General features: G+C 59.9%; 11 protein-coding genes. 1 reads left to right on the top strand and 10 read right to left on the bottom strand.

Annotated elements, in window-relative coordinates; translation table 11 throughout:
* Positions 1-44: 44 nt before the first annotated feature.
* The 9 genes from AC07VR_RS27480 to argH all read right to left on the bottom strand — a co-directional run bounded on the left by AC07VR_RS27480 (position 45) and on the right by argH (position 9,801).
* Positions 45-752, bottom strand: coding sequence for an HPP family protein (locus AC07VR_RS27480; RefSeq protein WP_495013126.1), 708 nt, complete (start codon positions 750-752; stop codon positions 45-47).
* Positions 753-900: 148 nt separating this feature from the next.
* The gene (locus tag AC07VR_RS27475; protein WP_495013156.1) at positions 901-2,073 is read right to left on the bottom strand and encodes an MFS transporter; all 1,173 of its coding nucleotides are present in this window, start codon (positions 2,071-2,073) and stop codon (positions 901-903) included.
* A gap of 272 nt (positions 2,074-2,345) precedes the next feature.
* Complete coding sequence (locus tag AC07VR_RS27470; RefSeq protein ID WP_495013125.1) at positions 2,346-3,713, bottom strand: MmgE/PrpD family protein; 1,368 nt, start codon at positions 3,711-3,713, stop codon at positions 2,346-2,348.
* Complete coding sequence (locus AC07VR_RS27465) at positions 3,710-4,597, bottom strand: polysaccharide deacetylase family protein (RefSeq protein WP_495013124.1); 888 nt, start codon at positions 4,595-4,597, stop codon at positions 3,710-3,712. Before AC07VR_RS27465 ends, AC07VR_RS27470 begins: the two co-directional genes overlap by 4 nt.
* Entirely contained in the window at positions 4,590-5,438 is an 849-nt protein-coding gene (locus AC07VR_RS27460) for a polysaccharide deacetylase family protein (protein ID WP_495013123.1), read from the bottom strand. The genes AC07VR_RS27465 and AC07VR_RS27460 overlap by 8 nt, the downstream gene beginning before the upstream one ends.
* Before the next feature lie 206 nt (positions 5,439-5,644).
* Complete coding sequence (locus AC07VR_RS27455; protein ID WP_494991375.1) at positions 5,645-6,469, bottom strand: ABC transporter substrate-binding protein; 825 nt, start codon at positions 6,467-6,469, stop codon at positions 5,645-5,647.
* Between the two features lie 42 nt (positions 6,470-6,511).
* Positions 6,512-7,276: an amino acid ABC transporter ATP-binding protein gene (locus tag AC07VR_RS27450; protein ID WP_494991376.1), complete on the bottom strand. Its 765-nt coding sequence runs from the start codon at positions 7,274-7,276 to the stop codon at positions 6,512-6,514.
* Positions 7,277-7,296: 20 nt separating this feature from the next.
* Positions 7,297-8,175 (bottom strand): amino acid ABC transporter permease, encoded by an 879-nt coding sequence (locus AC07VR_RS27445; protein WP_494991377.1) that lies wholly within the window; start codon positions 8,173-8,175, stop codon positions 7,297-7,299.
* Between the two features lie 198 nt (positions 8,176-8,373).
* Positions 8,374-9,801, bottom strand: coding sequence for an argininosuccinate lyase (gene argH / locus AC07VR_RS27440; RefSeq protein WP_495013122.1), 1,428 nt, complete (start codon positions 9,799-9,801; stop codon positions 8,374-8,376).
* A 303-nt stretch (positions 9,802-10,104) separates the two neighbouring features.
* Between argH and AC07VR_RS27435 the strand changes: the two genes are divergently transcribed.
* Positions 10,105-11,070, top strand: a complete 966-nt coding sequence (locus AC07VR_RS27435) for a LysR family transcriptional regulator (RefSeq protein ID WP_494991379.1) — start codon at positions 10,105-10,107, stop codon at positions 11,068-11,070.
* A gap of 312 nt (positions 11,071-11,382) precedes the next feature.
* Here AC07VR_RS27435 and AC07VR_RS27430 read toward each other — a convergent pair whose 3' ends face one another.
* Positions 11,383-12,990: an ArnT family glycosyltransferase gene (locus AC07VR_RS27430; protein ID WP_494991380.1), complete on the bottom strand. Its 1,608-nt coding sequence runs from the start codon at positions 12,988-12,990 to the stop codon at positions 11,383-11,385.
* Positions 12,991-12,993 lie beyond the last annotated feature (3 nt).

The raw sequence follows: 12,993 nt of genomic DNA, 5'->3' as shown, positions 1-12,993 counted from the left end.
TGCAACAATGGAGCCCGGAGCGGGGCTCCATTGATTATCTGTGCTCAGACCCTGCTGACCAGCACTTGGCCGATACTGCGGCGTCTGGCGTGCAGCTCGCTGGCGTGGATCAGTTGCTCAAGGTCTTCCGGGGTTACGTCGAAGAACTCTTGCATGTCTTCCAGCGCACGCCTCAGGTCTTCGGCGGTGATGCCCGCAGTGTCTGTGGGCGGGTGATCGGCCACAATCACCGCGACAGGCTCGTTATGGCTCTTTGGGTAGCGAATCCGCGTCAGGTTGTTATAGGCCAGGGCACTGAGCAGCATGCAAAGCGCGCCAAGCATGACCGGGCCCAGCGCCAGCCAGTCCATGGCGATGGTCGCGGGATCCGCCAGTACCAGCAGCAAGGCCAGCGCCCCGGCCGGTGGATGCAGGCAACGTAACCAGCACATCAGAATCAGCGCCATGCCGGCAGCCAGGCAGGCACTGCCCAGCGTTCGGCCAAGCACGTGGGCCACCAGCAGGGACACCACCGCGGCGGTCAAGTAGCCGCCGAGAATCGACCACGGCTGAGCCAGTGCGCCGGACGACACAGCAAACAGCAGTACCGCCGAAGCCCCCAGTGGGCCGATCAGGTGCAGCGCCACGTCCATCCCGAACACATGCCCGCAGAACCACACACTGAACAAGGTGCCGAGGGACATGCCGATGGCGGCGCGACTCCATTCCGTGGGGCGGGTATTGACGGCGGCAGGTAACCAGCGAGCAAGCATGATGAAGACGATCCAATTGCAGATGGAGGGCAAAAAGAAGGGCTGCCGAGGCAACCCTTTGAAAGTTCCAACATTTGGGGGAGGAACCGGCACAGTGTGCCGATCAATGGAATCGCTGACAAATTCATAATGATGCTGTTTAAGTGCATTATTTTTGAAGTGTCGAGACTCTGCGTCCGCTCAAGAAGCACAGCGAACCGCCCATGGCCGTCAGGGCGCTCAAGGCATAGAACATCGTGCCTGGCGCGGAGTGGGTCAGCAAGTAACCGCAGATCACCGGACTCAAGGCGCCGCCCAGGGCTGCGAGGTTTTGCGCGCCGTAATAGCTGCCGCGCAACTCCTCGGGGGCAAGAGTATCGATGAAGAGAAACTCCGCCGGGTAGATGATCATCTCGCCGAGGGTGAAGACAAACATCGCCAGGCACCACGAGGTCAGGTTGTCGGCGTAGCTGAAGCCGATCAGCCCGAGAATGAACAGGCTGCTGCCCACGGCGATCCAGTAGCGCAGTTGCTCACGCTTCAGGAAACGGCCGATCTGATACTGCAACAGGATCACGCTGATGGCGTTGCAGGCGAGGATCGCCGCCATGGTTTCAAGGGCTCTGTGGGAGTTCTGGGTCACCAACAGGTATTGCGAAAGGTACAGGGTGTAACGCCCATGGACGACGGTACTGAGCAGGCAGCCGCAGGTGAACATGATCAGCGTGCGGTCGTTTTTCAGTGTCACCAGGGTGTTGAGAAAACTTTGCGGTTTGTTGGGGGCGGTGCTGGCGTCTGAGGGAATTCCGCGCATCAGGAAGGTGCTGAAAAACGCGATGCCGCCAGCGATCAGGAACGGGGCCAACGGCTGTACACCAGCGATCACCACCCCGAGCATGGGGCCGGTGGCGTAGCCGATATTGGTCAGGGTGTAGCGCAGCGAGAAAACCCTGGCCCGTTGGCCCATGGGCAGGTTTTCGCTGATGATCGCTTTGGAACCGATCAGAAACAGCGCGGACGCGGTTTCGGTAATCACCAGGGTCAGGGTTGTCAGGTACAGGTTTTCGGCGAAGGTCAGCAGGACGAAACCGATAGCGCTGGATAGCATCGCGAGGATCAGCAACCGGCGCTTTTCCAGGCGATCGATGATGTAACCGCCATAAAGGGCGAGCAGGGTGGCAATGAACACCGCGATGCCCAGCAACAGGCCGACGTCCTGCTGGTTCAGGCCGAGTTTGTTACTCAGGAACAATGTGAGCAAAGGGCTGGTGATGGCGCGGCTGACGACAATGGTCAGCGAGCAGATCATCAAACGGCGGATTACAAGCGAGTAAGTGGCCACGGTGGTGCAGATTTCCTTGTCGTTGATCGTTCCCACGCTCTGCGTGGGAATGCCTCACTGGACGCTCTGCGTCCGCTCTTGAATGTGACGCGCAGCGTCACGGGCTGCATTCCCACGCGGGAGCGTGGGAACGATCAAACCCTATGTAGCAGCTGCCGCCAGGCTGCGTTCGAGCGCGTAGCGGTCGTAAAATGCCATACCGCGATACTGAGCAAATATTGAGTCGCCCGGATTGCGACCGCTTCGCGCTCGAACGCAGGCTTCGCCAGCTGCTACAGGATGCGCGTTTGCCCCGTTAACCCTTTATCCAGCACCCCAACAGATTCCAGTTCCTCAAGCCGCCACAATTGCTCCAGCAACTCTGTGGCCTGTTCCTTGGGCATCACCTGCATCGCCAAACTGTGAAACTTCTTTTGCAGCGCCCCATCGCTCAACGGATTGCCCGGCGCGCCCAGCGGCACTTCGACGCAGAGGCTGGCCTGGCGTCCATCCACACAACGCAGCGTGACCACCGGTTCGCCATCCTCTGACAGCTGCGGATCCACATCAAGCTGGATGCGTTGCAGCCAATGCCGGATCTGCGGGGCGCGACGCTGCTCATCATCGTAGGCATCAAGCCGTGCATGGCCATAGACCAGTCGAACAGCGAGGGCGTAGGGCAGGCTCATTTGCGCGGCAGCCAGGGTGCTGATGTCGCGGCCGCCGCACATAGCCTTCAAGAAGCCGCACAGGGACACCTGAATGTCTTCCACCTGATCTGCGCTGACCTGCAACTGCTCAAGCAGCAGGCCCAGGGCGTCTATGGCCGAGTGAGTGCCACGGCACGAGGCATAGGGTTTGATCGAGCAACGGGCGAGTTTCCAGACCTGGCCGAGGGCCTCATCCAGTGCCTGGGGCACAGCGCTGTCACCGGCCAGGGTCTTGAGAAAACCACCCCAGACCTCATCGAACAGCTTCGATGGGCCGCTGATGCCTTGCCGGGCAAAACGCGCCGCCAGCAAACCACCTTCGGCGGCACGGCCGCTGTGGAGTTTTTTACTTTGCGAGCCGTCGTGGATAAAGCACCAGAGCCCGCCGCTGAAGCTGCCGGCGATGCCCAGGGCCGACAGCATTTGCGTTTGATCCAGGCCAAGGATGCGCGCACTGGCCGCCGCCGCGCCGAACACCCCACAGGTGGCGGTCGAGTGCCAACCTGCGCCGTTATGGGCCGAATAGCCGCCGCAGGCTTCGAGAACCCGGCGACCCACTTCATAGCCGATAACCACCGCGGTGATCAGCTCCTGGCCGCTCAATGGTGTCGACCTCAAGCTCGCAGCGGCCATGGCCGCGGGTAGCACCACCGCGCCAGAGTGGTCGCAACCACCGGTATCATCCAGTTCCAGCGCGTGAGCGGCGATGCCATTGAGCATCGCGGCCTGAGTGGCGCCAGTGCGCTGGTGAGTACCCCAGACCAACGCGTTGCCCGGCTCTTGTCCCAGGGTCTGGCATGCGGCACCGACAATCTCGCTTCTGGTCCCGGCCAGTGTCGCGCCGAAGGTGTCGAGGATGTGCCGTTTGGCTTTCTCCACCAGTTCGGGGGGCAGGTCTTCAAAACGGGTCTGGACACAGAAACGCGCCAGCCGCTGCATCCGCTCGCTCATGGCAAGTACGCCCGATAGTGCTGCTCATATACCGCCGCCGGATGGTCCTCGGTCATTGGTGCTGCCGACTCGCTCCACCATTGTGCGACATCCGCCGCAGTGGCGATCCACACGTCATCGTGTTGCTGGATGCCCTTGAGCAGTTCGCGCAGCACCCCGATACGGCCTGGAGTGGCGATAATCTCCGGGTGCAGACGCAGCACGTAGCACAGGCCGAAACGATGAAACCCGGCAAAGTCCATCTGCAGGTTGCCCAGGGTGTGGCTGTAGGAGGCGATCCGCGATTGCGCCGGCGGCACCGCCGGACTGAGGTTGAAGGCAAAGTAGGGCTCGTCCTCGAGTTCATAGTGCAACGGCAACTCGATCACTTGCGGTGCCGTGGGGTGGGCGAACGGCAGATCATCCCCGCGCCAGGACGACGACCAGCGAATGCCTTGCGCGCGCAGCGCCTCGACAAATCCGGGCGCCCAGTTGCCGGCCGGGATGCGAAATCCCTGTGGTGGCTTGCCAGTGATATCGGTCAGCGCCTGGCAACCACGAGCCAGTGCAGTGACTTGCTCGGCGAGACTGAGAGTGTCGTAGTTTTCATGGCGGTAACCGGCGCAGGCAATCTCGTGCCCGGCGGCCTGGATCGCGCGAATGTGCCCGGGATTTTCTTGCGCAACGACGCCGGGAATACACCAGCTGCCGGGTACACCCAACTCCTCGAACAAACCCAGCAAGCGATCGACACCGCGCTGGGTGCCGTAGCGCCAGACCGACAGCGTCTTGTCACGCCCGGCGACTTCCGGGGCCTGGGTCAGAATGCCGTGGATGTCGTTGTAGTCCACGGTCAGCACCACGGCGCAACGATAACCTTGTGGCCAAACACTGGACTCAGCCATGGTGATGCTCCTTGAGCCACCAGTGGGCGACATCGCGGCAGGTGGCGAACCACACGTCATCGCGCTGACGCATGTGTTCGAAAAGGCGTTCGAGCAGCAGAATGCGGCCCGGTTTGCCGGTGATTTTCGGGTGGAACAAGGTGGTCAGGCACAGCCCTTCATCGGCGGCGCCATCGAATTCGCGGCACCAGTTGTCCAGCGTCAACTCGTAGCTGGCGGTGCGGTCCAGACCTGAGGGAAAGTCCGGTGCGCGGGTGTAAGCCAGTGAGGCGTAGTCGTCCATTTCCCAGCGCCCGGGAATTTCCACCAATGGCTGTGCATGACCGGGAACCTGCACCAGGTACGGCCGATCGTCACCGCGCATGCTGCTGGAATAGATCACGCCGGCTTCTACCAGCATGGCCGGAGTTTCGGCACGCCAGTCGCCGGATGGGGTACGAAAACCTTCAGCACGGATGTTCAGATGCTGCCAGAACACCTCGCGGCATTTGTTCATGACGTCCTGCTGCTGCGCCAGGGTCAGGGCATAGAAGGACTCGTGTTTGTAGCCGTGATACGCCACTTCATGGCCGCGCTCGACAATCGCCTGGCATTGCCTGGGCCAGTTCTCCACGACCCAGGCCGGGACGAAGAAGGTCGTCGGAATCCGGAACTCGTCGAGCAGGTCGAGAATCCGCGGCAAGGCCCGATACGGGCCATACCCGCCGAAGCCGAAATACTCGGGCTTGTGCCAGATCGAGCCATTGAGCATGGCATCGCCGGTGGGACCGTCGAGGTCGAACGCCAGGGCCAGACAGGCTTTGTGGGTGCCGGGCCAGGTCGGTTGCGGCGAGGAGGGCATGGGTGGTGCTCCATTAATTTATTGGTGCCAATGTAGGAGCGAGCTTGCTCCGGGCGGCGTTCCGACGATGGACTCAAGGGCGGCGCGTTTATTCAGAAAGCCCGCGTTATCGTTAACGTCCATCGCGAGCAAGCTTGCTCCTACAAGGGGCGGACTTCGAATCAGTCGTCAATCTCGACCTTTGCGAAACCCACCCAACCGAAAACCTACTTACCGTTATTGATAGCCACCGTCTCGATCGCTCCCTGGCTCAGGTCCCATTTCTTCAGGATGCTCTGGTAGCTGCCGTCGGCAACCATGCTTTGCAGGGCAACTTTGATGGCTTCGGCCAGCTGCGGGTTGCTCTTGCTGACGCCAAGCCCCGAGAACTGCACGGAGATCGGTGTGCCGAGGGTTTTGAAGGTGTTGGCTTCCTGAGTCTTGAGGTACGACAAGGTTTCGCTGCCTTGCATCGCCGCATCCAGTCGACCTTGGCGCAGTTGTGCGCGGGCATCAGCCGAGCCTTCGGAACCCACCACTTTTATCGCCGGTTTGCCGGCCGCTTCGCAGTTGGCTTTGCTCCACTCGGCGATTTCTGCCGGGAAAGTAGTCCGGCGGCTGGTGCCGACGGTTTTGCCGCACAAGTCGATGCTGTCATTGATCGCGGTGTTTTTCTGCAAGGTGTAGAACTGCGGACCGCTGGTGAAATAGTCGACAAAGGTCACGGTTTGCTGCCGCTCGGCGGTGTCGGTCATGCCCGAGAGCACGATGTCCACACGCTTGGTGCTCAGCGCGTTGATCATTTGCTCGAAGCCGGTTTCCTGCCATTTGATCTTCACCCCCAGACGTTCAGCCAGGGCGTTGCCCAGGTCGTAGTCGAGGCCGGTGAGGGTGTTGCTGGCCGGGTCCTTGAAATCCATCGGCGGGTAGTTGGGCATGATTGCCGCAACGATTTCGCCCTTGCTCTTGATACTGGCGGGCAACTCGGTGGCCCAGACTGCGGATGAAGCCAATAGACCGGTGATGACTGCTGGAATGACAAATTTCTTCATGGTCGTTCTCTTTTTGAGTTGTTGTGAGATCCGAAACCGGACCTAGGTGCGAACGGCAGAAATGAAGCTTTGGGTGCGAGGGTTTTGTGGACTTATTAGAATTTCTTCGGGGCTTCCAGCCTCCACGATCTGCCCGCCATCCATAAACACCATGCGGTTGGAGACTTCGCGAGCGAAGCCCAATTCATGGGTGACGACGATCATGGTCATGCCGGTCTGCGCCAGATCGCGCATCACCGACAGCACCTCACCGACCAGTTCCGGGTCGAGTGCCGAAGTGGGTTCATCGAACAGCATCAGTTTCGGGCGCATGGCCAGGGCACGGGCAATGGCTACCCGTTGCTGCTGGCCGCCGGAGAGTTCGATCGGGTAGCTATTGCGTTTGTCGGCCAGGCCGACCCGCGCGAGCAACTCCAGGGCATCCTCCTGGGCTTCCTTGGGCGAGCGCTTGAGCACCTGGCAAGGGCCTTCGATGATGTTTTGCAGCACCGTCATGTGCGGGAACAGGTTGAAACGCTGGAACACCATGCCGGTGGCCAGGCGCTGGCGGGCAATCTGCGCTTCGTTGAGTTCGTGCAGCTTGTTGCCGACGATCCGGTAGCCCACCAGTTCGCCGTCGACCCAGAGACCGCCCTTGTCGATTTTTTCCAGCTGGTTGACGCAACGCAGCAGGGTGCTCTTGCCGGAGCCGGAGGGGCCGATCACGCACAGCACTTCACCTTGCTCGACTTCCAGGCTGACATCTTTGAGCGCGTGGTAGTTGTCGTAGTACTTGTTGAGGCTGACAGCCTTGACGATGCTTCTCATGTTCAATTCTCCAGCGCGGCTTAAGAGCGCTTACCAGCGCCACGGGCGAAGCGACGCTCCAGGCGGCTTTGACCGAAGGACAAGACGGTAACGGCGGCCAGGTACCAGATGCCGGCGACGATCAGCAATTCCATCACCCGGGCGTTGGCGTAGTAGATGTTCTGGGCGTTGTAGAGCAGTTCCGAGTACTGGATCACGCTGGCCAGGCTGGTCATCTTGACCATGCCAATGAACTCGTTGCCCACCGGCGGGATGATGATGCGCATGGCCTGAGGCAGGATGATCCGGCGCAGCGCCTGCAAGCGCGGCATGCCGATTGACTTGGCGGCTTCGTACTGGCCGGTGTCCACCGAGAGCAATCCTGCGCGTACCACTTCGGCGGTGTAGGCACCCTGGTTGATGCTTAACCCGAGGAGGGCGGCGATGAAGGGCGTCATCAGGCTGACGGTGTCCAGTTCGAACAGACCGGGTATGCCGATGGTGGGGAAGATCAGCGCCAGGTTGAACCACAACAGCAGTTGCAGGATCAGTGGCGTGCCGCGAAACAGCCAGGTGTAGGTGACGGCCACGTAGCGCAGGATCGGGTTCTGCGACATGCGCATGATCGCCGTGATGACCCCGAATACCACGCCCAGGGCCATGGCCAGAATCGCCATGACGATGGTGTTGAACAGGCCGAACAGGATCGCTTTGGAGGTCAGGAACTGGCCGATGTACGACCACTCGATCTGGCCTTCGGCAAACGCGCGCACCAGCCCCAGCAAGGCGACGACGATCAGGGTAGCGAAGATGATTCGCCCGTAGTAACGCCGGGGTACGTGTTCGTACTGGGTAATGTCGAACTGATTCTCGGCTTGTTTGCGCTCGGCAAGGAGGCGCTGTGCCTGGGTCTGGCTCATGTTGTTTCTCCGAACGCAGGCTGACGGCACCTGCGGTCTATCGGTCATTCAAAAAAGGCAACGGCGAACACAGTAGGAGCGAGCTTGCTCCGGGCGGCGTTCCGACGATGGACGTTAACGATAACGCATGCTTTCTGAATAAAAGCGCCGTCCTTGAGTCCATCGCGAGCGAGCTCGCTCCTACAGGTGTTCAGGGTTTCAGAGACGAAAGCCGTTGTAGTCCTCGGCCCATTGGTGCTGTGCGGCCAGGGCGGTTTTCAGCCGGCCGAGCTGCTCGCGCACCTGTTGCGGCGCGGTGCCACCCCAACCACTGCGAGCAGCGATCGCCGCTTCCAGGGTCAGGCTTTCGCGCACCTGCGGTGTCAACCGTGCATCGACCTCGGCGAGCAACGCCGGTGAGGCTTCCCAGAGTTCGATGCCGTGCTTTTCACAGGCCTGGACCAGGGCGCCGGTAACTTCGTGGGCTTCTTTGAACGGCACGCCGCGAACCGCGAGCCAGTCAGCAACTTCGGTGGCAAGGGTGAAGCCCAGCGGTGCCTGACGACGCAACTCTTCGACGTTGACCTTCATGGTCGCGACCATTCCGGCCATGGCCGGCAGCACCAGCAGCAAGGTATCGACGGTATCGAGTACGCCGTTCTTGTCTTCGCTCAGGTCGCGGTTGTAGGACAGCGGCAAGGATTTGAGGGTGCAGAGCAGGCCGGTGAGGTTACCGATCAGCCGGCCAGCCTTGCCGCGTGCCAGTTCGGCGATGTCCGGGTTTTTCTTCTGCGGCATGATCGAGCTGCCGGTGGCATAGGCATCGTCCAGTGCGACCCAGCGGAACTGCCGGGATGACCACAGGCAAAACTCCTCGGCCAGGCGCGAAATGTTGATGCCGAGCATGCTGGCGACGAACAGGAATTCAGCGACGTGATCGCGGCTGGCCACGGCGTCGATGGAGTTTTCGCAGACACCGTTGTAGCCCATTTCCCTGGCCGACTGCTGGGGCATTCGAGCGATGGCGGAGCCGGCCATGGCCGCAGCGCCCAAGGGTGACAGGGCGGTGCGCGCGTCCCAGTCCACCAGACGCTGCACGTCGCGCAACATGGATTGGGCGTGGGCCAGCAAGTGGTGGGCGAAGACGATCGGTTGGGCCTGCTGCAGGTGGGTAAAGCCCGGGCAGATGCTCTCGATGTGCTGCTCGGCCTGATCCACCAGCGCTTGCTGCAGAGCCAATACTTCGACCGTCAGGGTGCGGGCGTGGTCACGCAGGAACAACCGCAGGTCGTTGGCGGTCTGGTCGTTGCGTGAACGGCCGGCCCGCAGCTTGCCGCCCAGAGCGCCGAGACGCTCGGTCAGCAGACGCTCGATGAAGGTATGGACATCCTCGTCATCCTGGGTCGGGCTGATGCGAGCGTCGCGGAAATCAACGCCGATTTGCTCGAGGGCTGCGAGCATTTTCAGGGTTTCCTGCTCATCCAGCAGGCCTGCACGCTGCAATTCACGGGCATGGGCCTTGGAGCCAGCGAGGTCATACGGGGTCAAGCGGAAGTAGCGTTCGGGGCAACGCGACAGTGCTGCCAGGGCCTCGGAAGGGCCACTTTTGAAGCGCGCTCCCCACAGACGATCGGTAGGTTGAGTCATTTTTATTTTCCTCGTCGGTAACTCGAACTGAAGGCGGTACGCATGTCCGTAACAGGTGACCGGGGCTTAATCGAATAAGTCGGACCGTGTTGAGGTCATGCAGTTTTCAAGAGGGCAGTTGCAAGTGGCGAGAGCTGATCGAAGTGTCAACTTTAAATCGTTCGACATCAGCAGGTTGAGGCTGATTGATGGATTTATTTGTAGTTGCCAAGCCTTGTTTTCTGTGTTCATTATTATTGGTCGGCTATGTTTTTGTTGTTGAGCACAGCCTGTTGAATAGGGCGCGTGAGGTAAATAAGCATTATGGAAACCCCACTTTCCAATTCTGGAAACCCACCACCGAAAACCGTGCATAGAGCACCTTTGGCGCTCAGTGGTCTGGATTTCAAACTGCTCAAGGTGTTCAAGGCTGTGGTCGAGGCCGGAGGCTTCAGTGCCGCCCAGAATGAGCTGAATGTGGGTCTTGCGGCCATCAGCAAACAGATCTCGGATCTGGAAATTCGCATTGGCATGCGCCTGTGTACCCGTGGTCGCGAAGGTTTTTGCCTGACCGAAGAAGGCACTCTGGTATATCAGGCATCGATCGAGTTATTTGCCTCGGTTGATAACTTTCGGGATCGCCTTAGTTGCGCGCAGAATGAATTGATTGGCGACCTTAGTGTCGGCGTTATTGATAATACTATTTCAGATGAGCAGTCGCCGTTAGTGGCAGCGTTAAGGCGGATTCATGATGAGTCGCCCAAGGTCAGGTTTCGACTGCATGCGGCTCAGTTAGATGAAGTGGAACGGGGCGTGGTGGAAGGGCGTTTAGTCGCCGGAATAGTACCCGTGTATCAAAAAAGAGAAGAGTTTGATTATTTTAATCTCTACGAAGAAAGATCAGAGGCTTACTGCGCTGTCGGGCATGCGTTGTTCAACGCGGCGGACAGTGACATGAGTGTCGATGTACTCAAGGACCATCAGTTCATCAATCACCGTTATGCCATTCATCGGGATAAAGCCAACTTCGCTGTCTACGACAGTGACTCCGCGTCGGCTTCTCAGGTTGAAGCCGTCGCCATGTTGATCAAAACCGGACGATTTGTCGGTTTTCTTCCGCAGCACTATGCAGCGGCTCTGGTGGCGCGAGGGGAGTTAAGGGCGCTGCGGCCGGATCTGATTAACTTCAGCACGCCATTCAATCTGATCTTGCGGCATAACATCGTTCGCAGCCCGCTGGTAAAAGCGTTCGCGAATGCCTTGGGAGTCGACCTGAAGGCCGTTTCCTGATGGGCCAGTTGTCTTTGGAAATCCAGGGGCCGGGAGGCGCCTATGGTGTTTAAACGAGGAACTCAGAAGTAACGTTTCTGGGTCGCGTCTATGAAGGGTTGTTGAGTGGCTGAAGAACTTTAATCCGAGTCGCTGCTACGGGTTGATTATGATCCGCTAGAGGGACGCTCATAGGTGGCGGTTACCTATATCGCTGTCGGATTTTGCTGCGAAAAATTCATGCATGAGGGAATAGGAGGGGCCGTCAGAAATACTTCTGACGGCTGTATTGGAGGGCGTTAAGCGTTACCTGTCGCTTTGGCGGGAGGCCGGTCAGGGCTGTGCTTGCGGCAAGTGCAGCAGCACGTAGTCATTCTTGTCGAAACGCCCGGTCAGCAGAGGCTGTAATGCAGCGAATCGGGTGCCTTGCAGGGCGAGGTAGTCGGTTTTATCCATCACCAGCCACGCGGGTCCTTGTACTCGCTCAAGGTCTTGCGGCGCGTCAGTGAAGGTTGGTTGCAGGTCCTGCTCGAGATTGACCATGAACTTGATGGCCTTGGCGTCTTTCCCCATGGCGTGCAGGACGACGGTCGCCGGATCGTGCTGGATCATATCGTGAGCGGCGAGGGTGAAGGCGCGCGTGTCATACAACTCACGCTCGGCAGGCTCGACGACCAGGATGAAACTGGACCACACGGCCAGCACGGCGCAATACGCCAGCCCCACTGCACGCCAGCGGGATTTGAACAGCAGCGCCAGTGCCGCCAGTTGTAGCACTGCCAGGAGTATCAGCATCGAAGTGATCGAGGGCAGTTGCTCAGGAAACCGTCGTTGAGCGAACAACAACCCGGCGATCAGCAAGCCAGGCAGCAACAACCAGATCCCTTGCATCAAGCCTCGAAGCCAGAGGAACACCCGGCCTTGTGCGACCTGGAACGGATAAGCTGCAACGATTGCGGCCATGGGCACCATCGGCAACAGGTAGCGGGCTTTTTTGGCCTGTGGTATGGACAAACCGATCATCACGATCAGCCCGGCGGCAGCGCAAAAAAACAGCAAACGTAATGCCGGCCGTTGATGCTGACGACCAGCCGCTATCACCGATGCCAAAACCAACAGCGCCAGCGGGTAGGCCAGCGCAAAGTTGCCAAGCGAACTGCTGAAGTAAAAAAACAGGCCGCTGGAGCCTTCTCTGCCGTCCATGCGCCCCATGAACTGCATGCGGATCACGTCCTGGACGAAAGCCGAACCACCGCTGACGTTCGCCAGCCACAGCAGCAGACCGATACCCGCCGCCAGCAGCAGCCCGGCCAGCAAGCCGACGCTGATCATCCGGCGCCACTGGCCGTTGAGCAGGTAATAGCTGCACAGCACGCCAGTGGGTACCACCAGCCCGATGGGCCCGCGAATGGCAAAACCGAGTACCAGCAGCGCGAGTATCCAGACCAGCCGCCGTGGTGCGGCGAAATGGTCGGCGGCATAGCCCAGGTAGAACACGGTAAAGGTCACGGCCGCGACCATCTGGTCGAGGGACACGGCACGGGTTTCGGTGATGAAGGTATTGGTCAGCAACAGCAGGGCGATGCTCAGCAGCGCCCAGGTTCTGGAGTAGGGCGCCACCAGGCGATACATCAGCGTGACGATCAGCGCCGAGGCAATGGCGCTGGGCAACCAGGCCGTCAAGGCGTTTACCTGGCCGAATGGCAGCGACAGCAGCCAGGTAAACAGGGTCGAGGTGGCCCAGTAGTCAGCGTAAGGCTGGCCATAGGTGGTCGGGAAGAATCCCGGCCCATGGCGCAGCATTTCCTGAGCGAACAGTACGAACCGCGTGTCGAAGCCTATCGCCGTTTGCTGGTAGACCCCGGCGCAGAACAGCAACAGCGCCAAAAGTCCCAGCCCTAACGACTGCTGACGGATCCTTGTCAATGGATAAGCGTGCACGCG

The organism is Pseudomonas sp. GW821-FHT02H09 (assembly GCF_059421425.1).
The sequence above is the reverse complement of the archived record's forward strand: the minus strand, read 5'-3'. Positions and strand labels throughout refer to the sequence as shown.

Excerpts from the sequence above, each read along its gene's own strand:
- AC07VR_RS27445 (WP_494991377.1), bottom strand. The coding sequence starts at position 8,175 with ATGAGCCAGACCCAGGCACAGCGCCTCCTTGCCGAGCGCAAACAAGCC.
- AC07VR_RS27480 (WP_495013126.1), bottom strand. The coding sequence starts at position 752 with ATGCTTGCTCGCTGGTTACCTGCCGCCGTCAATACCCGCCCCACGGAA.
- AC07VR_RS27435 (WP_494991379.1), top strand. The coding sequence starts at position 10,105 with ATGGAAACCCCACTTTCCAATTCTGGAAACCCACCACCGAAAACCGTG.
- AC07VR_RS27460 (WP_495013123.1), bottom strand. The coding sequence starts at position 5,438 with ATGCCCTCCTCGCCGCAACCGACCTGGCCCGGCACCCACAAAGCCTGT.
- AC07VR_RS27465 (WP_495013124.1), bottom strand. The coding sequence starts at position 4,597 with ATGGCTGAGTCCAGTGTTTGGCCACAAGGTTATCGTTGCGCCGTGGTG.
- AC07VR_RS27455 (WP_494991375.1), bottom strand. The coding sequence starts at position 6,469 with ATGAAGAAATTTGTCATTCCAGCAGTCATCACCGGTCTATTGGCTTCA.
- AC07VR_RS27470 (WP_495013125.1), bottom strand. The coding sequence starts at position 3,713 with ATGAGCGAGCGGATGCAGCGGCTGGCGCGTTTCTGTGTCCAGACCCGT.
- argH (WP_495013122.1), bottom strand. The coding sequence starts at position 9,801 with ATGACTCAACCTACCGATCGTCTGTGGGGAGCGCGCTTCAAAAGTGGC.
- AC07VR_RS27450 (WP_494991376.1), bottom strand. The coding sequence starts at position 7,276 with ATGAGAAGCATCGTCAAGGCTGTCAGCCTCAACAAGTACTACGACAAC.